Genomic DNA, 20,333 nt, shown 5'->3' with positions numbered 1-20,333 from the left:
GAGACTCGGAGAGCACGGAGAATCCGAGGTCTTTTCGTCATCAGCTTCGTGTCTCCGTATCTCCGTGAGAGGAACCTCAGATTGCGGGTACCTCAATCAGTCCCAGATGAGCATCCGCGCCGGCGTCGGGTTATAGGCATTGCACGGATTGTTGAGCTGCGGACAGTTCGAGACCAGGACGATCAGATCCATCTCGGCTCGCAGCTCCACATACTTGCCGGCGTCCGAGATGCCGTCCTCGAAGGTCAGGCGACCTTCCAGGGTCACCGGCACGTTCATGAAGAAGTTAATGTTGGCGGTGAGGTCGCGCTTGCCCATGTCATAGGCAGACTCGGCCAAAGCGATCAGATAGTTGTCGCGGCAGTTGTGCATCGGCCGCTTTTCCAGCGCATAGCGCACTTGGTTCGACTCGGCGGCGCAGGCACCGCCCAAGGTGTCGTGCCGCCCGCAGGTGTCGGCGACGATGGTCGCCATCGGGTTGCCGTCGTTGGAGAGCAGGACCGAGCCGGTCGTCAGATAGAGGCTTCCTTGGGCGCGAATGGTGTCCACGGCGCTGTAGCGCTCGGCCGGGTCACGGGCGTTGTAGAAGAGGGTGTCCACCGCCTGGTTGCCCATGAGGTCGAGGATGCGCAGAGTCTGGCCGGCCCGCAGCTCATGCAGCCAGGGCTCGCCGGCCGGGATCTCGTGATCGTAGACGGCGTCGGAGGGATCGAGCCGGCTCTCGATCAGGTTCGCCGTGAAGTCGGCGACGGGATGGGCCAAGTCCGGAGTCGGAGGCTCGGTCGGGATCTGGGTCGGGATTTGGGTCGGGATTTGGGTCGTCATGCCGGTGCCCTCAGAGCTGACAGTGATAGATGGCAGTACTGGCGAAGCCGCGGCCGTTCTCCGGACAGGAGATTCGGCAGGGGTCGTCCTCGGCGGCCTGATCGGCGCGATAGATCGTCAGATCGACCGGCTTGGGCGACCACTTGGTCGTGGGGTCGAGCGGATGCGGACAGCTGTTGAGCACCACCAAGGTGTCCATCTCGGCACGCAGGTCGACATGATCGCCGGGCTTGGAGTGACCGGTCTCGAAGCACATGACGCCGCCCTCGTCGACCGCAACCTTGCTGAAGAAGTTGACGTTGGCGACCAGATCGCGACGCCCGAGACCCCACTTGCCGAGCTCGATCAGAAACAGCTCGCGGCCGTTGCGCAGGAAGGCATTGCGCGCCTCTTGATAACGGGCCACGCCGAAGCGCTCGCGCACCAGGCGTGCATCGCTCACCCCGCAGAAGGTGTCGTGCCAGCCGCAGGTATCACCCGTAATCGAGACCAGGATCCGACCCATGTCGGAGTAGCAGACATGACCCGCGGTCAAGAAGGCGGTGTGCTGCGCCTTGAGCGTATCGGCCATGTTGTAGCGCTCGATCTTCTCGTGCGCGTTGTAGAAGAGCGCCGAGCAGTTGGCCCCGCCCCGCCGATCGGTCAGTCGCAGCGCGAAACCGCGGCGAATGATGAAGGACCAGTGACGCGCACCGGGCAGCAGCTCGCGGTGGACGATGCGCGCGGGGTCTAAGGGCTCGGTAGTCATGGTGGTCTCCTCGGGTGATGGGGTTGGCGGAGCTTCCAGCTCTCAGCTCTCAGCTCTTGGATTGGTAGACTCACCCCTCACTCCTCTCCGCCGGCCGCCCCAACACCTCCGCCAGCGTTTCCGGATCTGCCTGTCCGATCGGCAGGTCGTAGGTGATTCCGGCGCCGTAGGCTTGCGGCGCATCCGGGTCGTAGCGCAGTTTGTCGAAGACCAGGAGGCGCGTGCCCAGGTAGAAGCCCTCGCGGATGTCGTGGGTGACCATAAAAACGGTTAGGTTGTTCTCGCGCCAGAGCCGCAGCACCAGCTCGTGCATGTCGCGGCGGATCCCCGGATCGAGCGCGCCGAAGGGCTCGTCGAGCAGCAGGATGCGCGGGTGCATGACCAGCGACTGGGCGAGCGCGAGACGCTGCTGCATGCCTCCGGAGAGCTGGGTCGGGTACTTGCGCAGTGCTTGCCCGAGACCGACCGCATCAAGCATCGCAAACGCCTCCTCTTGCGCGTTGCGACGGGCGGCCCCGAAGAGCCGACCGGTCACGGGCGCGGCACGCAGCTCCAGTCCCAAGAGGACGTTGCCCAGCACCGAAAGGTGCGGGAACACCGAGTAGCGCTGAAAGACGATGCCGCGATCAGGCCCCGGCTCGGCGGGCAGGGTCTCACCGTCGAGCAGGATCCGCCCGCGGCTCGGCGTCTCCTCTCCCAGCAGCAGGCGCAGCAGGGTGGTCTTGCCGCAGCCAGAGGCCCCGACGATGGTGCAGAACTCGCCCGGCGCCACGGTCAGGTTGAGTCGCTCCAGCACGACCTGATCGCCATAGGTCATCCAGACGTTCTCGAAGCGGATCCGCGGTGTCATCGGCCCGGCTCTCCGGTGTGATACCAGGGAAAGGCCCGGCGCGAGATCTGTTTCAACAGGAAGTCGGTCAGATAGGCGAGGATGGTGATCCAGACCACGTAGGGCAGAATGACGTCCATCGCGAGATACCGGCGCACCAGAAAGATCCGATAACCGAGCCCCTCGGTGGCCGCGATCGCCTCGGCCGAGATGAGGAAGAGCCAGGCGGTGCCGAGCGTCAGCCGTACCGCATCGATCAGCCGCGGCAGCACCTGCGGCAGGATCACCCGCAGGACGATCTGCCAACTGTTCGCGCCAAGCGTCTGCGCTTTGATGATCAGCTCGCGCGGCAGCTCCTGCACCCGCTGCTGCAGATCACGCACGATGAAGGGCGTGATACCGACGACGATGAGGACAACCTTAGAGACCTCGCCGAGCCCAAAGACGATAAAGAGGACCGGCAGCACCGCCATCGGCGGGATCAGCGACAGCACCGCGACGAAGGGCGCAAACCCGGACCGGATCAGCGGGATGGCACCCAGGGCAACCCCCAAGATCAGACCGATCGCCGCACTGATCCCGACGCCTTGAGCCAACCGTCGCAGACTCGCCCCTGTGTCTTGCCACAACAGGATCTCGCCGGTGCGCTGGCTTGGCTCGCTGGTCAGGCGCACGAAGGACTCGGCGAGCGTGCTGAACGACGGCAACAGCTTATCGTTCGGGTTCTCCGCCAGCCGCGCATCCGAGGCGAGCAGATAGACGACCGCCAGGACCACGAAGGGCAGGAGCGCGAGTGCCGCCGTCGACACCCGTCCGGGGCGTTGGTTGATGAGTCGTTTCATCGGTGGTCCTGGATGGCGGAGGGAGCGCTGTTAGCTGTTAGCTGTTAGCTGTTAGCTGATACCTGTTAGCTGATAGCTGATAACTGATAGCTGGAGGCTGGCGGCTCTCAGTACTCGTAGGTTGTGCTGACGACAGGGGGGCACAAATTGCGCCAAGGGTTGGTTGTGCCTCGCACGGCTCGGCACAACCTACGCCCATCGTTTCGCGGAGCACTCCGTTGCTCAGGTTGGCATAAGGGTTTCCGGAATGCGCCTAACCGATAACCGATCACCGATCACCGATACCCAATAACTCAGCAACGGCTGCCCATCACAGCGCCCCGTCCGCCGCCATCTGCATAAACTTGGCATCGAAGCGCAGCTTAAGATTGCCGGAGTCGCCGAAGGAGCGATCGCCGGGGAAAGCGACGCCGATGAAACCCGGGTTCGGCGCACCCTCGCCGAGCAGGCCGTGATCGAAGGAGAAGCTCGCCACCTCCTCCATGGTGAGCGGCAGCTGCTCGCTCTTGGCGAAGGCCACGGCGTCGGCCGGCTCGAAGAACATCTTGGTGCTGGCGAGCTGGGCGTCGTAGCCGGCGAGATCGGTCCCGGACGCCTTGCCCATCGCGGTGCGCGCGGCCCGTCCGGCCTCGTCGTCTTTGGACATGATCGACATGGTCTCGTACCAGGCGCCGACCAGGGCCTTGCCGAGCGCCGGGTTGGCCTCCAGGGTCTCGGTGTTGACGACCATGAGGTCGATGATCTCGCCGGGGATTTTGCTCGAATCGAACACCTTGGCGGTGTTCGGCATAGCCAGGATCTCGGAGACCAGCGGGTTCCAGGTGACCACGGCCGTGGGGCCGCCGGAGGCGAAGGCCGAGACCATGTCGGCATCCGAGGTGTTGACGACGGTCACGTCGCGCTCGCTCAGACCGACACTCGCCAGCCCGCGTGCCAGCAGATAATGCGAGACCGAGAGCTCGACCAGATTGACCTTCTGGTCCGCGATTTCGGACAGCTCGGTCTTGTCGCGGAGGATGACGGCATCGTTGCCGTTGGAGAAATCGCCGATGATCAGTGCGGTGGAATCCACGCCGCCCGCCGCCGGAATGGTCAACGCGTCCATGTTGGTCATGACGCAGCCGTCGAAGGCCCCGGCGGTGTATTGGTTGATCGACTCGACATAGTCGTTGATCTGCACCAGCTCGATCTCGATGCCGTATTTGTCCGCCCACTTCTTCACGATGCCGGACTCGGCCGCATAGTCCCAGGGCATCCAGCCGACATAGATACTCCAGGCAATGCGGAACTGATCCTTGGCCAGCGCGTTGCCGGAGATGGAGAGCGTTGCAAGCAGCAGGGCGGTCACGAGGACGCGGCCGACACGGGTCTTGGGGCGGTTGGACGGAGTGAATGTCATGGCAGGCTCTCCCGAGGTCAGGTTACGAAACGGAACGCGGGAGAACCTGCATGCAGGTGATCTCCCGGGCTTTTATCCCGCCGTGTAACCTGCCCCGGTCGATACGCCCTGAAACTTTCGGAGTCCGGGATTAGCCGGCTCGGGAAGGTGTTAGGACGGATCGGCGGATCAGGTCGGCAGCTCTCGGACCAGACACCCGCGTTTAGCGGATCGGAACCCTAGCCACCTATTCGCCGAATTGTCGCTTGAGCTGCAGGGCGGACGACGCACCTGCAGGTTCTCCTGGGGTAGTGGTATGCAGATCATGCGCCAACGACGGCAATCAAGGCTGCGAGTAGCCGGTCGGTCCCCCTCCCCCGGCCCCCTCCCGCGAGGGGAGGGGAAGAGTCTAATGCCTTGTTTGAAATCACTCCCTCCCCCCTTGCGGGGGAGGGCCGGGGAGGGGGAATGCTCACCGCTGCGACATGGCATTGTGTCCCCGTCATCCCGGAGAGTGCCCATCCGGACCGGGGCTTCCGCGCAGCAAAGGCGCACTCAAGGTCGAACAGCGCACGATTTAGGTGCATGCCGTTCCTGGCCAGAAGCCGGCGACCGGCCGCGGGCATCAATACTCGAAGTTCCAGTCGAGACCCGAACCACCCGGATCCAGTCGAACCCGCTTGTCGACCACGCCCGCGGGAACGTGATCGCCCAGGATCAGACTGATGTCGACGCGCCCGGAAAGCCAGGTCGCCAAGTCGGCATCGCCGTTGAGGCTGATCCGCCGTTCGGCTCGCGCCGCGAGCGTCAAGAAACCACGTCGGTCGCGCGGATCGGACAGCTCGGCAAGGACATGACATATGGGGCGCGGAAGCAGCAGAAAGAGACCCACGCCCTGCTCGCGATCCATGGCTTCGCGCACCAGCTCGCGCGAGCGCCGATCGGTCAGGGTCGAGGCGAGGACGAGGGCACGATCCGGGTAACGCGCGACCAGTCGATCCAGCGCCTGGTCGGCCAGCCGCCGCAACCGCATGCCGACCGGACAGCCTGCGGCTGGCTGTGGGATACCGACGATCAGCAAGCGCAGGATCCCGAGCCCCTGGCGTGCGAGCAGGGTCGGCAGACCGCGCACCGCAAAGCGATCCAGGTCCTTCATCGGCTCGGAAAGATCGGTGTAGGGGATCAACTGGGGATGGTGCTTGAGCTGATTGTTCCGCACGGCGGCATAGCTCCAGCCGTCAAGATGACGATCCGCGGCCCAGCGCTCGTGCTCGATGATGGCGAGTCGCTCGACCTCCAAGGGCGTCAGAACGAAGGATTCGACCATCTCCTCCGGCACCGCTCGGGCGTCGGTCACCGCGAGCTTGGCCCAAACATGGTCGGCTTGATGACGATTGGCCTGCCGATAGGAGGTCGCGAGCAGCTCCCAGGGTTGGCCCGCCGGCTCCAGCCCAGGATCGCGGCCTTGAGCGGCAATACTGTCGCGATAATGATCGTGGATGGTCCGGGCGACCTCGTCGCCGCGTCCGTCGAGCAGCACGGAGGCCCGGCAGACCTCGCGCAGATAGGAGACCGGGATGATCTGGCCGTCCCAATCCTCGATCCCGCCCCGGGCCGTTGCAGTTCCGACCTCCTGCGACAGACCGATCTCGAACAGGATCGGGGGCGAAACACCCTGGATGTCTGCAAGCTCGCGCGCGAGCTGCCGAACGGTCTCGATACCCTCTCCCGCCGCGTCCGGAAGACAAACAACGGCAAGAGTGACGGGCACGGCATCGGTCGGCGGTGCGCTGGACGCGTGTGTCTCCTTCGAGCATGCCCCGCGCAGCATACTCGGGGTGTCCTCGATCGGGCCGAATCGGATGTCCGCGACCTCGGGTGCCTGCGGATAGGCGCCCAAGAACGCGGCTCCGACCGCATCGCTGTCCGCGCAGACGACACTGATGCGCGGGCGGCCGGTCCCATACTGGATCAGGCGCAGGGCATGCACCAGGATCGCCTGAGCCGGATCGGCAAAGCCGGCGATGAGCAGATGAGGCCGTTGGCCGAAGCGCGGGTCCATGCCGAGGTGCAGCGGCCAACGGTTCAGTAGGGCACGTGCGGCGCGATTGCGGATCGCGAAGGTCTCCAGTCGCAGGGGCCCGTTCGGGTCCGGGAGGGGAAGCGGCGGTGGCGGATCCTGCCCGTGCATCAGGATCAGGCGTTGGGTGGCTCGCCTCCGCCGGCCACGCGACTCGGCACGGGCAGCGATGGCTTCAACCAGCGCGGGCGCGCTCGGAGGATCGGCCAGGATGAGGGTTTGAATCCGTTTCGGATCGAGCATCTCCAAGCGCTGTGCATCAATCCGCAGGGCCTTGCGTCCCTCCAGGCGCAGACCCTCGACGACCAGATCCGCGAGCGGCCCGGGGCCGCAGACCAGGATGGGAAGCGGCCCGAAGGCAAAGGACATCCCGTCTCGCATCATCAGCGTGCGAGGGCCTGCTCGGCGAGCGCCGGCAGTGTCTCGTGCGCGTCCGCCAAGTCCGACACCTCGATCAGATCGCGCTCGGCCTCTCCGACATCGACATCGACATCGGGAAGGCTCCCGCCGTCGCGACGCCAATCGGCAAGCCGATCGGCAATGCCGCCGCTGCCGGCGAGGACCAGAACGCGACCACCGGTCCGCAGTCGGTGCATCACATCCAGACGCGTGATTTCCCCGCCGGCCGCGACCAGCATCAGCGTGCCGCGCCCGCGGGCCAGACGATCCGCCACGGCGCTGATCCAGGGCGACTCATCACCCCAGCCGTCGCCCGGCACCAAGATGAAATGGGTGTGGTCGACATCGAGCCGCACCTTGCCGTCCTTGCCGTCCTTGCCGTCCTTGCCGTCCTTGCCGTCCTTGCCGATAGGCTGCTCGGACTTGACCGTGCCGATCGCCACGGCGCCTTGCGGCGCGATCCCGATCAGCGGGAAGCGCGCATCGGTGCCGCGACGCGCCCGCCCCATCAGCGCCATGACACCGAAGGCGGTGCCCCCGTCGATGACGGCCGCGCCGAGCGCGTCGAGTTGCGGCGCGATCCGCTCGAAGAGTTTCAGCAATGCGGGCGCCACCGCCTCGGACAGATTCGCGGCACCGCCGACCAAGACCAGAACGGGTCTCGGGTCGGTCAAGCCCACGGAGCTCAGTGCGGCGTCGATCTCGTCGGGCGCGGGGCACCCGTTTGGATCGGCGATCCACACCGACGGCGCGAGACCGGAGCGGTTGCTCGTCGCGTCCGACGGCACGTCATTCCGTCTCGTGGAGGACGTTTCCCGCTTCGTCCCGAAGCGTCACGCGCATCGGAATCCCTTGCCGAATGCTGGCCGAGACCACGCAGAAGTCCTCGAAGAGACCCTTGCAACGCGCGAAGCGCGGGGATGCCGTCACGGTCTCCCCGAGGATCAAGGTGATCTCCATCCGGCCGACCCGCAGCCGCTTCTTCTCGTTGCGGACCATGACGCAGACCGCCTCGGCACGCAGGCAATTGTCCGGCGGCTCCTCCTTGAAGACGCAATAGAGCAGACTCGCGCTCAGACAGTTGGCCGCCGCGGCGGCGAGCAGACGCGAGGCGTTCGGTCCCTTTTGCTCGCCCAACGGGGGCGGCTCGTCCATGAGCAGATCCGCGGCGCGCTTCCAGTCGAAGGCGACATTGATCTGAAAGCCTTCCTGCTGCTCGAGATGGATCTTGAAACGGCCTTCTTCGGACATCGGGCTTACTCCAGCGTCGATAGGTAACCTGTCAGAAATAGATTGAGCACCGACTCTAATCGTTGTCGTTGTCGTTGTCGCTGTCGCTGTCGCTGTCGCTGTCGATTACGATAAGCGTGGGAAAGGCATTCTCTCGTCGAGTTGTTTGACTTAATTTTTGAACCGTTCCTAAGGCTCGGATCAAGCGGATGAGCGGACCGACTCTGAATCACTCGACTGCGCAACCGTCTTGCGGCCCGTCTCGCCGAGCAACGGGCCGCGGGTCTTCGGATCACGCACCCGGCGCACACCAGCGGCTCGGATGGAGTCCGGATCCGCCACGAAGCTCCGCCAATCGCCGCCGGGGATCAGCGGACGATCCCGTACGGATCCGCGAAACAGATAGATCCAGGCCCGTCCGAACGGCGTCGCCAGAAGTCGGCGGTCGTAGAGTGCGGGATAGTCTTCGAGTCGATCGAGCCGGCGCAGACCGGCATGATCCACGGCATAGACCTCGCCCCGGATCGCGGTTGCGCCGCCACGCACCGCGCCCGGATAGGCGCGGAGCAGATACAACGAGAAGCACGCCTCCGTGCGATGCGACCCGAGATACTCCGCCTGCACGAGCAGATGGTGATTGACCTCTCCGCGCAGGAGGGTCCCGTAGACAAAGACGCGCTGTCTCATCAGGCTTCGATGCGGGTGCCCAGCAGGTCGAGGAACTTGCGCATCCACTCCGGATGGGCCGGCCACGCCGGGGCGGTCACCAGATTGCCGTCGGTGTAGGCATTGGAAACGGTCTCGTTGACCTCGCACCAGATGCCGCCGGCGCGCTCCACCTCGGGGCGCACGGCCGGATAAGCCGTGCAGCGTTTGCCTTCGAGAATCCCCGCGGCGGCCAGGATCTGTTGCCCGTGACAGACCGAAGCGATCGGCTTGTCGCCAGCCGCGAAATGCCGGACCAGCTCGATCACGTGCGGATTCAACCGCAGGTACTCGGGGGCACGGCCGCCCGGGATGACCAAGGCGTCGTACTTGGCGGGATCGACCGTATCGAAGTCGGCCGTAATGGCGAAGCGGTGCCCCGGCTTCTCGCTGTAGGTCTGGTCGCCTTCGAAGTCGTGGATCGCGGTGCGCACCCAGTCACCGGGCTTCTTGTCCGGGCAGACGGTGTAGACCTTGTGGCCCACCATCTGCAGGATCTGAAGCGGTACCATCGCCTCGTAGTCCTCGACATAATCGCCGACCAGCATCAGGATCTTCTTCACCGCCATGATTCTGTCCTCGTTGTGATCAAAGCTCGTGTAGACACCAGACTATAACACCCACGCAGGGTGAGGATCGCCGGGGCTCCGTGCCGATGTGCGCGACGCAGAACCGAGCACGAAGACATCGACGCGCACAGCGATGTCACCTCCAATCGACCCGCTCCGCGCACCCGGCCGGCGCCGAAACGGGCCGGTATTCATCACCCCGCGAGAAACCTTCATGCCGAGCACCAAGCCCCCCATCGCCGTCTTCGCATCCTTCTCGGGTGCCGGCGGGGTCGAGCACATGCTCGTGAACCTCATCCGCGGTGTCCTTGACCTGGGTCAGCCCGTCGATCTGGTGCTGATGCGCGCCTCCGGTCCGCATCTCGCCCGGCTCCCGGCCGAGGCCAACCGGATCGAGCTGGGTACCCGCCACAGTGCGCTCGCCGCCCCGGCGCTCGCCCGCTATCTTAGGCGCCGTCGCCCCGCAGCCCTGCTGGCGGCTAAGGATCGCGCCGGCCGGGCCGCGGTGCTGGCGCGAGCGCTGGCCGGTACGGACACCCGCTTGGTGATGCGGCTGGGGACCCACCTCTCCGCGGCGATGGCCGAAAGGACCGGAATCGAGCGGTGGTTGCGCTATACCCCGATCCGTCTGCTCTACCCGCGGATCGATCACATCGTCGCCGTCTCCGAAGGCGTCGCACGGGATACTGCGCGGATCGCCCGCCTGCCGAGCGAGCAGATCAGCGTGATCCGCAACCCGGTCATCACGCCGGAGCTGAACCGCTTGGCCGCCGAGCCCTGCCCGCATCCCTGGCTCGCACCGGGCGAGCCGCCGGTCATCCTCGGCGCAGGGCGCCTGCAGCGTCAAAAGGACTTCCCGACGCTGCTCCATGCCTTCGCGCGGCTGCCGCGGGACATCGATTGCAGACTCGCGATTCTCGGCGAGGGCGGCGGCCGATCCAAGCTGGAGACGCTAATCGGCGAGCTCGGCTTGAGCGACCGCGTCGCGCTGCTCGGCTTTCGAGACAATCCCTATCCCTTTCTCGCGCGTGCCCGTCTGTTCGTGCTGTCCTCCGCCTGGGAGGGCTCGCCGAACGTCCTGACCGAGGCCATGGCGCTGGGTATCCCGGTCGTCTCGACCGATTGCCCGAGTGGTCCGTTCGAGCTCCTGGACGGCGGACGCTACGGGCCGCTGGTGCCGGTCGGTGATGTCGAGGCGCTCGCCGATGCGATGCAGCACACCTTGGAGCATCCGCTGCCCCCCGAGAGGCTACGCGCCGCCGTCTCCGAATACACGCAGGAACGCAGCGCCGAGCGCTATCTGGAGGTGCTCGGTGTCGCCCGCTGAGACTGCACGCCCGGCTCCTCCGTCGCACTCCGTTCGGCGCGCTACACGCTCGCTGCCCGGAGCCGGATCAGGCGCTCGGGAGCGCCCATGAACCTGGTCCTGGTCGGTCGGATCATCGGCATCTATGCGCTGATCTTCGGCATCACCTTGATCGGCCCGATCCTCGTGGGTGTCTGGTATCGGGAGGCGGAGGTCGTGCATTTCCTCTGGCCGATGCTCGGCTCGCTCGCGGGCGGCGCCGTCCTCTGGCTGATCGGTCGGCGCCGCGCGCGCGAGTTGAGCGTGGGCGACGGTTACCTGGTCGTGACCCTTTTCTGGGTCCTGCTGAGTATCCTGGGTGCGTGGCCGCTGATGAACGGCTTCGGTCTCTCGCCGGTCGACGCCCTGTTCGAATCCACCTCCGGGATCACCACCACGGGTGCGACCGTGATCGCCGGCCTGGACACCATGCCGCGCTCGCTGCTCTTCTACCGCCAGCAGCTGCAGTGGTTCGGCGGGATGGGACTCATCGTGCTCGGGGTGGCGGTCATGCCCATGCTGGGCATCGGCGGGATGCAGCTCTACCGGGCCGAGGCGCCGGGTCCGCTCAAAGAGGAGAAACTGACCCCGCGATTGACCCAAACCGCCCGTGCGCTTTGGCTGATCTACTTCGCGCTGACCCTCGCCTGCGCCGCCGGGTACTGGCTGGCGGGGATGACACCCTTCGATGCCGTCTCCCACAGTCTGTCGACGGTATCGACCGGCGGCTTCTCGACCCACGACGCCAGCATGGGCTATTTCGCAAGCCCTGCCGTCGAGGCGGTGGCCGTCGTCTTCATGCTCTTGGCCGCCATCAACTTCGGCGTCCATTACCTGGTTTGGCTCAATCGCAATCCGCTGCAGTATCTGCGCGACACCGAGGCGAGGACCTTCCTCGTCTTCGTGCTCGCCATGGTCCTGCTCGTCGGTCTGATCCTCTACCTGGAAGGCCCCTATGATCAGGTCCATGCCAGCCTGCGCGATGCCGCCTTCGAGGTGGTCTCCATCGTCACCAGCACCGGGTTCGGGATCGTCGATTTTGCCCACTGGCCGGATTTCCTCCCGCTCCTGCTCATCTACATCAGCTTCGTCGGCGGGTGCGGCGGCTCGACCGCCGGCGGCATGAAGGTCCTGCGCGTCCTGCTGATGGTCAAGCAGGGCACACAGGAAGTGCGTCAGCTGATCCATCCGCACGCAGTCCTGCCACTGCGCTTGGGCCGACGCATCGTCGACCCCCGCCTCGCGCGCTCTGTCTGGGGCTTTTTCGCGCTCTACAGCTTCGCCGTCGCGACCTTGACACTCTTGATGATCCACGCCGGGCTCGCCCCGCTGGATGCCTTCAGCGCCGTCGCCACCTGCCTGAACAATCTCGGCCCGGGGCTCGGCGAGGTCGCCCTGACCTTCCAATCGGTCAGCGATTTCGGCAAGCTGCTCGGCGTCGTCGCCATGCTTCTCGGGCGGTTGGAGATCCTGACCATCCTGGTGATCCTCTCGCCGGCCTTCTGGCGGCGTTGACCGCAGAATCATCTCGACTCGGCGAGAGCTTTGGAACGATTCAAAAACAACCGAGATCCGTAGGATAGGTAGAGCGCAGCGAAACCCATCCTCACCGCTCAGACGTCCAATCCTGGTTGCGGTCCATCGCTCGTGACACCGCTCGGCGGTGTCACGCATGCCCCGTGGCGCTCTGCGCCACGTGCCACGATGGCCGGAGGTACACACAAGCCCCGGGTGCCGGTCCACCCCGGCATTTGATAAGGTGCCGGTACGCACTTTGTTTCATCGCATTCACGGAAGCTTGAACCCATGACCCGATTCGCTCGATCGGCCCTCCTCGGCCTTCTCCTGACATCCGGTGCCGCAGCCCACGCCGAGGCGCCGCACGGCTACGCCTTCAAGCCCTTCGACCAGGCCATGCAACAGGCGCGTGACGAGGGCAAACCCTTATTCGTTTACTTCGGCCGCTACGGCTGCGGCTACTGCGAGAAGACCAACAAGGAAGCCTTCTCCGACGCTCAGGTTCGCGAGCGTTATTCCGCGCATTACGTGCTCGCCTATGTCGATGCCGAGAGCGGCGAGCGTCTGCGCCTGCCGAGCGGCGAGCGCATCACCGAGCGCGAGCTCGGGACCCGCTACGACGCCTTCGTGACGCCCGTCTTTTCATTCATGACACCGGACGGTGAGACGGTCCTGCGTCTAGTGGGTGTGCAGCGGATCGAGGATCTGCTCGAAGCCGACACCAAGATCCAAGAGGCACTCGCCGCCGCGGGTGCCTCGTGAGCCGTTCTGTGATGGCTTGCGCCGGGCGTCCGGTCCACATCCCCAAGGCGCTCGCTGCCGGTCTGGCGTTGGCGACGGCCTCGGGGGCGATCGCGGCGCAGCCTTGGACCTTCGATGAGCCGTCGATCGAGGTGGCCGGGACCTCGGCGGGCGTCTTCCACCAGATGTCGTCCGCCGGACGACGCAGCCTTGCCGTCTCGGACGGGACGGTCGCGGTAGTCTGGGACGACGAGCACGCGGGAACCCCGCGCGCCTACCTGGCGCTGAAGGATCCGAATGCCGGCGTCTTTGCCCCCGCGATCCAGATCAGCGGCGAAGGCGACGCCTTCGAGCCCGCCGTCGCCGCCCTGCCCGATCGCCGCTTCGCCGTGGCCTGGGAGGAGGACGGACGGATCCTCGTGCGGCTCGTGACCCCGGAGGGACTCGGACCGTCCGCGGAGCTCAGCCCGAAAGGTGCTCAGGTCAGCCTGGACGGCTCCGCCGGGGATCTCGTCGCGGTCTGGGCCGATCGGCAGACCGGGACCGCGCGGATCATGACGGCGACGCTCGGCCGCGACGGCGCTCTCGGTCAGACGGTGAAGGGGCGCTGTCCGGCGGAAGCGGCCGCCCCGGCGGCCGACCAACTCTTCCCGACCGCCGCACAGGTCGGCGAACGGCTCGTTGTCGCCTGGGAGGATCGCCGTCCCGGTCACACCATCATCATGGCCACGGCAAGCGCACCCGGTCAGCCCTGCAGTTTCGATCCGCCGGTGCGAATCAGCGAGGACCCGCCGGGTCCCGTGCTGCCCTTCGGCGCAGGTCACGGCGTCGCACGGGTCGCGGTCGCACCCTATGGCGCCGACCGCCTGCTCGCCGCCTGGGAGGACAAACGCAACTTCCGTCACGGCTACGACGTCTATGCCGGACACTTCGGACCGGACGGATTCGGCCCGAACGAGCGAGTGCAGGACGACTTCGGCGAGCTGTCCGCGCAATGGCACGTCAGCGTAGCCGGCCACTCCGACGGCACGCTCGTCGCCGCCTGGACCGACGAGCGCGAAGGACAGGGCGACATCCTCCTGAGCTGGTACGCGGACGGCGCTTGGAGCGAGAACCTGCCGCTTCCAGGTGCATCCGGCGCGGAGGAGCAGAGCCACCCGTCCATCGCCCTGGACGACGTCGGCAACCTGCACGCCGCCTGGGTGACACGCGAGGCCAAAGGCGGACCGACCAACATCCAATACCGATTTGGGCGGCGCGCCGACTGACGCCTGGGCATCGCACTCCAGCCCCGAGAACCGCACGGACACGCACGAGATGCTCAGCCGAGGCCAAACCAAGGCGTTGATCCTCATCCTCTTTCTGCTCGGCTATTGGGCAGTGGGTCTCTACCCCTTCACCTTCGAGCCCTCGAAATATGTCGTTAATCAGGCCGAACGCACGGCCGACGGAGGCTTGTCGTTCCCCGGGGTCGGCATCGCAAGAACCCCCTGCGCTCCGGGCTGGCTGAACGGCATACAGGACGCGAACGCGCTTCAGGTTCTGGTCGTCGCCCCGCACCGACGATCCCGATCAGCAGGGGCCGGCCCGTCTCTTCACCATCTCCGACGGAACCTCCCAACGTAACCTGACACTCGGACAAGAAGGGTCCGATCTCGTCATCCGCGTACGCCTCACACGCGATCGAGTGGCCGCACCGGAAACGGGGCTAGCCTGAAGGATGAAGCCTGAATAAGACACATCAAGTCGCTCAAGCCGACCCAGCGCGGCCGGCGTCGTGGTGGCTCTCAAAGGAAAGACCCGACCTCAATCGCTCGTCTTCCGTCTTCGATGAGGCATTGGGGTTGTCCGGCCGAACGCCGGCCGTACGATCCGGTTCTCGGGCAGTCCCACACCCCCGGCTGCGCGCAGGCTCTCCAGCACCCGGCCGGCGGAGCCCTGCTCGATGAGGGATTTGCAGCGCATCCCGACAGCTTCGGCCTGTTCGAAGCAGTCCAAGGGTGCAAGACCCGCGATCGAGCAATCCGCGATCACAACATTAGGCCCTCTCGAGAACATCGGGGAGACTCCACACTTGGGGCGGATAACCTGTCAGTGCCTTCATGTTGACAGGCGGCACTTCCGTCCCAACCTCGTCGGCGTCAGACGGTCCAAGATCCTTTCCTAACCAACCCTGGAAGAGTCTTATGACGAATCATTTACGGCACGACGGATTGCTCATGCTTGGTCTGTCCATAGGAATCGGCATGCCGTTCGGCTCTGCCTTCGCGGACGGCACTCAGGTGATCAGCCGGTCGCAGACGACCGTGCTGGTGGATGTGAACTTGTGCAGTTTTGCTTCAACACGTTGTACCGATTCGGGCTCGGTTGGCGTGGCCGCCGACGGAAATGACTCGGTTGTGGGTATCCTTGTGCAGATCCCGAACACGGGCTTGGGGGAAACCGCGTTCTCGTTGGGCTCGATCACTAATCCCGGCGGCGTCACGCCGACATTCGTCACGACCGCGGCCTGTGCGTCCTGCTTTTCCGAGCCGCAACCCGGGGTCTATCGCCTGGCGGCCCGCCCTGCTAAGGGCAACTGGGCGAGCGGCAGCTATACGGTTTTGCTCACCGTTGCCACGCCCGGACCCGATAAGACGGTCGTCATCCCGATCGACATTCCATGAGACAGCCATTCGCGCAGGAGGCGCTCGACCGAAAGGCGAACGAATTGCCGAAGCCTTGGCGGTTCCGAGCTTCGCAAGGGACGCGGAAACCGGCGGAAGCCGGGCACGGAAACCGGGAGAAACCGGAGTAAACCGGGGACACGGAGGAAACGGAAACCGGGGACAGACCACGGTTTTCTGCTATCACTCGGTGCATCTGTTCCCGCGGGACAACGACCAATCGGTAGGACATGCGGAACGGCCTTCGAGATGCGACCAACCGTGGTTTCGTCCCGGGCAGTGAACGCTTTCGAAAACAGATAACGACGATGGTCGGTCGGCGCACTTGGCCCGGCATGTCCGGCCGACCGCGGAAAGAGGGCAATTACGGTGACACTGTACCATTTACACTAAGTTTAGTTGTCTCGGGTCATTCTTCTGCGAGGGCGGCCGGCCACGTTTGCCAGGACGTAGCGTGCGGCCAAGTCGTTTTTCGAGTTCGCCGAGCGCTTGGTCACCCATCAATGGTCGCCCTATCGTTTGACCCTTCGTGAGAGCGGCAACCTGTTCAGGATCGACTGGTACCTCCAAGAAGTCCGCGAAACGATCGACGCGATCCAGTAGTGGAGAAACAGTCACCAAGCCATCGTCCTGGCGCCGGAGATGTGCTGGCGTGCTGGACCAAGGCCAGTCGGCAGCCGTCGCAGCCAGCTTCGCCTTGACGGGATTCAAAGCCACGTATCGGAAAGCTGCCATCAAATGTGGTTCATCCATCGCCACACAACCGAACCGCCCTTGAAACAAATGGCCAGTGACCCGCAATCGTGCGTTGATGTACCCGCTATATCGACGATGCGTTTCGCCGACGGCGCGGGACAGTCCGGTCTCGTCAGAAGGCGCGAGAATCAAGTGAACATGGTTTGGCATCAGGCAATAGGACCAGACGTCCACGCCGTTTGATCGACACGCCTGGGCTAGCCAATCTCTGTAGAGCGCATAGTCGTCGTCTTCCATGAAGATCTGCTGGCGCATGTTCCCACGTTGCGTCACATGGTGGGGGATGCCGGGTACGATGATGCGTGGGAGCCGAGACATGGGCATAGCATAAGCCGAGCCCGAAATGGTGTAAATAGTAAAGTGTCACCGTAATTCAAAAAGGGCAAATGCTCGGCGGCCGAGCGCGAACGCGAAGGCGATCCGCGCTTCATCCAGCTGCGCCGCAAACACTCCGCCGTGGAGTCCGCCATCAACGCGCTGGAGGTTCACGGGCTCGACCGCTGTCGCGATCACGGGATCGACGGCTTCAAGCGCTATGTCGCCTTGGCGGTGGTGGCGCGCAACCTCCAGCGCATCGGTACGCTGCTGTTGGCGCAGGAGGCCGAGGAGGCGCGGCGCGAGCGGGAACGACAGCGCCGCCGACGCGCTGCTTGACCCTTTCGATCGGGTCCGGTGCCGACCCCGACGGGAGTGGTGCGCCTGCGGAATGGCGGTGATGCGAGTCATTCGCATTAATCCGGTTTAATTCCACGAATCCGCATCGAATGCGGCTCGATTGAATACGCTGGCCCCGGCCCGCCATTCAGGGCGAGGTGCCGGGGCGGGAAAAAAACGGGGTTTTCGGTCGAGCACTATCTATGTCTTTCGTGCCTTTGAATACAGTAATATGAGCAGCAGCGGTCCCGCCAAGTATAGAGCTAATGGAAACAAGAAAAATTGATGGTCCGAAAAGCGCACCAGCGAAAAGACCACCAAAAAAACCGCCGAGAACCCAACCTATGATGAGGCTCATTACTTTTGTTCACACCCCTTGGCGCTGTTGTATGTCATCCGACTCTTACGTCAAGGCTGGCGGTCGCAGCCGAGCCACTCGTTAGTCGGAAATTGGGCCGCCGAGAAGATATCGAACGGACCGTTCCGAAAGTGCTTCTATCTGTTCCTCGCTGAAGCCTGCCGCGTCACATACTTGATTCATCGCTGGGAACCAGCGCCGCGTTAGTAGGTCGTTGAGACGCTCCAGAAAAATCTCTTTCTTGGCTTCATCGGTAAGGAAGGGAGGTAAAAAGCAATGCGCGATGCATTGAAGGCCGAGAGCGCTCTTGTCCAAAAAGAACAGCCAATATGGGAATTCTTCATCAAGTGCGTAAACGCACTCTCTCACCACTTGAATCTCGAATAGTTCTTCGTTCCAGTCGTTGTATCCATGGAAGGCAATGTCTACGGATTCGAAGTACCTGAGTGCTCCTTCGGGTGAAGCAACCAAGGCATGCAGTGCCTTGAGCACAGAGATCGTATCCTTGGAGTTCACCTCCTCACGGGAGACGATGATAATCGGTGAAAACATGCGGTCTCCATTTTTGCCGCCTAACGCTCAAATCAGCCGCGCCAAAAAGCAGAGCGAAGCGGCGCTTTTCTTGGCGTCGGTTGGATTTGAATTTTAGGCTATCGAGTGTGGCAGTTGCGCCAGAACTGGTTTATGCCTCGCGGCACACATGAGCCCTTGCAGTTTCTATAGAGTGCGACAACATCCGCGAAATTGAAGAGTCCATCGCTGTTGACGTCACATATGTCACCTGATCGAGTAGCTTCCCAGGTTCCGCCGTTACATAGGACGTCTCCATTTAGAATCTCTACATCAGAAAAAACATCTGCCGTGTAGGAGCATAGAACAATGCTGCGTGGCCCTCCCAACTCCGGATGCGGTTCAAGTGATTCCCCGGTGAGACTCAGTTGGCCCGTCTCTGTCAGTTGGCCGCTAGGCTGTTCAATTTCCCATCGGAAGGCCGAGAAATGTTCATGCAGTTTTCATGGCCGGTCTCAGGGCACGCCGACGGCGAGCGAGCATGGAGGGCCCGAGGTGCGTGTGGACCCACCGCTCGACATCGATGGTGCGCACCGATGCCATCGCCTCGCGGATGACCGGGGCTGTGAGTTCGCAGAGGAAGGCCGGAATCAGCAGCACGAGCCTGCCGACTTCTTTGAGCGGGCCGCGGGCGGTGAAGGCTTTGTAATGGCCGAAGACCGATTCGATGATATCGGAGGACGCCAGCCAGGTCGCCCCGGCGGGAAGCTTGGCCGCCTCGTGTTCGAGGTGCTGGAGTATCCGTGTCCGGAACTCGGCCACCGGGGCCGCCAGCGGTCCCTGCGCAGCCAACTCGGCCTGCACCACCGCCGGTGTGGCGCACGAGAGGCCCCGGGTTTTCAGGACCGTCTGGATGGTCTTGGACACGGCGATCGTCTGCGTCCACTCGGGCAAGCGCGCGCGATACGGCAAGACCCAGGCAAACGCCTGGAGAAATCGCGCATAGCCCTGATCGGCCAAGCGCCAGAAGGTATCACCCAGATCCTCGAGCGCCGTGGCGCCGGCCGCATGCAGCGCCTCGCACAACGCCGCACGCGTCTCATAGTGCGTTCCGATCAGGGCACGCAAGGGTTCGACACGCCGCTTGCCCTGGGCCGTGCGCAACTGCGCCCAGGCATTGGCGGTGAAGACGCACGGGCGGCCAATGGCGCTGAAGTCGCCCTGATCGTGGTAGCCAATCAGGCGCTGCGCCCAGTCGACATGGGCATCCATCGCCATATAGCGCGCTTTGGTGCGCTGGCGCGGCGGGAGCAGAAACGCCAGATCGGTTTGTTGAAAGTGGCTCAAGGTTGCACCGGCCTGCTTCAAAAACCCCTGCCAGTGCGCGTCGTCGCGCCAGTGCGCCTTCAGGTGCGTGGCGATGGCATGGGAGATGTCATAGGTCTCCACACAGCTCGGCGCCTGTTGGCGAAACAAGGCGATGCCCTTGCGCACGTCGCTGCCGTGATCGGCGACGATCTGCACCGGCACACCCGTCCGCGCGCTCACCTGTTCCAGCACCGCCGCCACCCAAACACCGGTACTCGTGACCGTCGTCTCGACGGCCAGCACCGTCATGTCGCCATGCCGTGGCGAATAGCCGGTCTCGGCCAACCGGGCGACGGGAATGCCGAGCACAACCAAGCATTTCAGCGCGCCGAGGCCCACCGTCTCATCGATGACGAAAATCCAATCGTCGCGCCGCGGCAGGGGGCGCTGCAAGAGGGCCAAACCCAACCGACAGCACCAATTCAGCACGGTGGTCGAGGCGGGGACACCCAGCGGCAGATAGCCTGCCAACAGGCGCAGCACCCCACTGACCCCGCGACAACCGAAGCTGGCGTGCAGGTACAACTGCAGGCTGAGCTGCATCACCTCCAGGGAATGATGGTGGTTGGCAAGACGCGTCGGGACCAGCGCCATGGGTGGCTCCTCGCCACGTTCCGCGTCGGTTTCACCCCCGGATGCAGCGCTCGCCGGTGCTTGGCCTTCAGCCGCCAAGGCCCGCGCTTTCCAGTAAGCACGGCTGTCCTCCAAGTCGCGAATGCGCACCTGCGCCGCACGCAAGCGCTTCTGCCGCTCCAGCGCCTTGGCTCTCCAGCGGTCGCGCGCGTCGCGAAACAGACGGAGCAGCCGGGACA

The 20,333-nt window shown here is 64.3% G+C and carries 19 protein-coding genes, 1 pseudogene and 1 riboswitch; of the genes and pseudogenes, 7 read left to right on the top strand and 13 right to left on the bottom strand.

The window, feature by feature from the left end; translation table 11 throughout:
* Positions 1–96: 96 nt before the first annotated feature.
* The 10 genes from AADX97_RS14375 to AADX97_RS14330 all read right to left on the bottom strand — a co-directional run bounded on the left by AADX97_RS14375 (position 97) and on the right by AADX97_RS14330 (position 9,605).
* Positions 97–825: an urea amidolyase associated protein UAAP2 gene (locus AADX97_RS14375; RefSeq protein WP_374234017.1), complete on the bottom strand. Its 729-nt coding sequence runs from the start codon at positions 823–825 to the stop codon at positions 97–99.
* 10 nt (positions 826–835) lie between these two features.
* Positions 836–1,573 (bottom strand): urea amidolyase associated protein UAAP1, encoded by a 738-nt coding sequence (locus AADX97_RS14370; RefSeq protein WP_374234016.1) that lies wholly within the window; start codon positions 1,571–1,573, stop codon positions 836–838.
* A 70-nt stretch (positions 1,574–1,643) separates the two neighbouring features.
* Positions 1,644–2,423 carry an ABC transporter ATP-binding protein gene (locus tag AADX97_RS14365; RefSeq protein WP_374234015.1) on the bottom strand — a complete coding sequence of 260 codons (780 nt, stop codon included), beginning with the start codon at positions 2,421–2,423 and terminating at the stop codon, positions 1,644–1,646.
* The gene (locus AADX97_RS14360) at positions 2,420–3,244 is read right to left on the bottom strand and encodes an ABC transporter permease (RefSeq protein WP_374234014.1); all 825 of its coding nucleotides are present in this window, start codon (positions 3,242–3,244) and stop codon (positions 2,420–2,422) included. Before AADX97_RS14360 ends, AADX97_RS14365 begins: the two co-directional genes overlap by 4 nt.
* Positions 3,245–3,554: 310 nt before the next feature.
* Positions 3,555–4,643, bottom strand: a complete 1,089-nt coding sequence (locus AADX97_RS14355; RefSeq protein WP_374234013.1) for a putative urea ABC transporter substrate-binding protein — start codon at positions 4,641–4,643, stop codon at positions 3,555–3,557.
* 59 nt (positions 4,644–4,702) lie between these two features.
* A riboswitch (guanidine-I (ykkC/yxkD leader) is annotated at positions 4,703–4,876 on the bottom strand.
* 371 nt (positions 4,877–5,247) lie between these two features.
* On the bottom strand, positions 5,248–7,071 hold the full coding sequence (locus AADX97_RS14350; RefSeq protein WP_374234011.1) for a RyR domain-containing protein: 1,824 nt from the start codon (positions 7,069–7,071) through the stop codon (positions 5,248–5,250).
* A 14-nt stretch (positions 7,072–7,085) separates the two neighbouring features.
* Positions 7,086–7,889 (bottom strand): hypothetical protein, encoded by an 804-nt coding sequence (locus AADX97_RS14345; RefSeq protein WP_374234010.1) that lies wholly within the window; start codon positions 7,887–7,889, stop codon positions 7,086–7,088.
* 1 nt (position 7,890) lies between these two features.
* Positions 7,891–8,352: an OsmC family peroxiredoxin gene (locus tag AADX97_RS14340; protein ID WP_374234008.1), complete on the bottom strand. Its 462-nt coding sequence runs from the start codon at positions 8,350–8,352 to the stop codon at positions 7,891–7,893.
* A 180-nt stretch (positions 8,353–8,532) separates the two neighbouring features.
* Entirely contained in the window at positions 8,533–9,018 is a 486-nt protein-coding gene (locus tag AADX97_RS14335; protein ID WP_374234007.1) for a gamma-glutamylcyclotransferase, read from the bottom strand.
* Positions 9,018–9,605, bottom strand: a complete 588-nt coding sequence (locus AADX97_RS14330; RefSeq protein WP_374234006.1) for a DJ-1/PfpI family protein — start codon at positions 9,603–9,605, stop codon at positions 9,018–9,020. The genes AADX97_RS14335 and AADX97_RS14330 overlap by 1 nt, the downstream gene beginning before the upstream one ends.
* Positions 9,606–9,819: 214 nt before the next feature.
* On the opposite strand from AADX97_RS14330, the gene AADX97_RS14325 reads away from it, so the two are divergent.
* From AADX97_RS14325 to AADX97_RS14300, 6 genes are all read left to right on the top strand, one after another.
* Complete coding sequence (locus AADX97_RS14325; protein ID WP_374234005.1) at positions 9,820–10,932, top strand: glycosyltransferase; 1,113 nt, start codon at positions 9,820–9,822, stop codon at positions 10,930–10,932.
* 87 nt (positions 10,933–11,019) lie between these two features.
* Entirely contained in the window at positions 11,020–12,465 is a 1,446-nt protein-coding gene (locus AADX97_RS14320; protein ID WP_374234004.1) for a TrkH family potassium uptake protein, read from the top strand.
* Positions 12,466–12,756: 291 nt separating this feature from the next.
* Complete coding sequence (locus AADX97_RS14315) at positions 12,757–13,230, top strand: thioredoxin family protein (RefSeq protein ID WP_374234002.1); 474 nt, start codon at positions 12,757–12,759, stop codon at positions 13,228–13,230.
* On the top strand, positions 13,227–14,477 hold the full coding sequence (locus tag AADX97_RS14310; protein ID WP_374234001.1) for a hypothetical protein: 1,251 nt from the start codon (positions 13,227–13,229) through the stop codon (positions 14,475–14,477). Before AADX97_RS14315 ends, AADX97_RS14310 begins: the two co-directional genes overlap by 4 nt.
* A 49-nt stretch (positions 14,478–14,526) precedes the next feature.
* A complete protein-coding gene (locus AADX97_RS14305; protein WP_374234000.1) occupies positions 14,527–14,835 on the top strand; it encodes a hypothetical protein in 309 nt (102 codons plus the stop codon).
* Between the two features lie 560 nt (positions 14,836–15,395).
* Positions 15,396–15,875, top strand: coding sequence for a hypothetical protein (locus AADX97_RS14300; protein ID WP_374233999.1), 480 nt, complete (start codon positions 15,396–15,398; stop codon positions 15,873–15,875).
* 384 nt (positions 15,876–16,259) lie between these two features.
* On the opposite strand, the gene AADX97_RS14295 is transcribed toward AADX97_RS14300, so the two are convergent.
* On the bottom strand, positions 16,260–16,949 hold the full coding sequence (locus AADX97_RS14295; RefSeq protein WP_374233997.1) for a transposase: 690 nt from the start codon (positions 16,947–16,949) through the stop codon (positions 16,260–16,262).
* A gap of 57 nt (positions 16,950–17,006) precedes the next feature.
* Here AADX97_RS14295 and AADX97_RS14290 point away from each other — a divergent pair.
* Positions 17,007–17,285 (top strand): annotated as a pseudogene (locus AADX97_RS14290) (ISNCY family transposase); the annotation flags it as partial.
* A gap of 439 nt (positions 17,286–17,724) precedes the next feature.
* Here the strand turns inward: AADX97_RS14290 and AADX97_RS14285 are convergent.
* Positions 17,725–18,195, bottom strand: coding sequence for a hypothetical protein (locus tag AADX97_RS14285; protein ID WP_374233996.1), 471 nt, complete (start codon positions 18,193–18,195; stop codon positions 17,725–17,727).
* A gap of 450 nt (positions 18,196–18,645) precedes the next feature.
* Positions 18,646–20,333: hypothetical protein (locus AADX97_RS14280; protein ID WP_374233994.1), on the bottom strand; the 1,688-nt coding region annotated here is incomplete at its 5' end.

Origin of the sequence: Thiocapsa sp. C2-2m (assembly GCF_041903745.1) — a bacterium.
In the GTDB taxonomy this organism is placed as follows: domain Bacteria; phylum Pseudomonadota; class Gammaproteobacteria; order Chromatiales; family Chromatiaceae; genus Thiocapsa; species Thiocapsa roseilacustris.
This window is presented reverse-complemented; position numbering and strand designations above follow the sequence as displayed.

Coding starts and splice junctions, on each gene's coding strand:
- AADX97_RS14295 (WP_374233997.1), bottom strand. CDS start 16,949: ATGTCTCGGCTCCCACGCATCATCGTACCCGGCATCCCCCACCATGTG.
- AADX97_RS14340 (WP_374234008.1), bottom strand. CDS start 8,352: ATGTCCGAAGAAGGCCGTTTCAAGATCCATCTCGAGCAGCAGGAAGGC.
- AADX97_RS14285 (WP_374233996.1), bottom strand. CDS start 18,195: ATGTTTTCACCGATTATCATCGTCTCCCGTGAGGAGGTGAACTCCAAG.
- AADX97_RS14360 (WP_374234014.1), bottom strand. CDS start 3,244: ATGAAACGACTCATCAACCAACGCCCCGGACGGGTGTCGACGGCGGCA.
- AADX97_RS14305 (WP_374234000.1), top strand. CDS start 14,527: ATGCTCAGCCGAGGCCAAACCAAGGCGTTGATCCTCATCCTCTTTCTG.
- AADX97_RS14315 (WP_374234002.1), top strand. CDS start 12,757: ATGACCCGATTCGCTCGATCGGCCCTCCTCGGCCTTCTCCTGACATCC.
- AADX97_RS14320 (WP_374234004.1), top strand. CDS start 11,020: ATGAACCTGGTCCTGGTCGGTCGGATCATCGGCATCTATGCGCTGATC.
- AADX97_RS14335 (WP_374234007.1), bottom strand. CDS start 9,018: ATGAGACAGCGCGTCTTTGTCTACGGGACCCTCCTGCGCGGAGAGGTC.
- AADX97_RS14370 (WP_374234016.1), bottom strand. CDS start 1,573: ATGACTACCGAGCCCTTAGACCCCGCGCGCATCGTCCACCGCGAGCTG.
- AADX97_RS14350 (WP_374234011.1), bottom strand. CDS start 7,071: ATGTCCTTTGCCTTCGGGCCGCTTCCCATCCTGGTCTGCGGCCCCGGG.
- AADX97_RS14365 (WP_374234015.1), bottom strand. CDS start 2,423: ATGACACCGCGGATCCGCTTCGAGAACGTCTGGATGACCTATGGCGAT.
- AADX97_RS14325 (WP_374234005.1), top strand. CDS start 9,820: ATGCCGAGCACCAAGCCCCCCATCGCCGTCTTCGCATCCTTCTCGGGT.
- AADX97_RS14330 (WP_374234006.1), bottom strand. CDS start 9,605: ATGGCGGTGAAGAAGATCCTGATGCTGGTCGGCGATTATGTCGAGGAC.
- AADX97_RS14375 (WP_374234017.1), bottom strand. CDS start 825: ATGACGACCCAAATCCCGACCCAAATCCCGACCCAGATCCCGACCGAG.
- AADX97_RS14300 (WP_374233999.1), top strand. CDS start 15,396: ATGACGAATCATTTACGGCACGACGGATTGCTCATGCTTGGTCTGTCC.
- AADX97_RS14355 (WP_374234013.1), bottom strand. CDS start 4,643: ATGACATTCACTCCGTCCAACCGCCCCAAGACCCGTGTCGGCCGCGTC.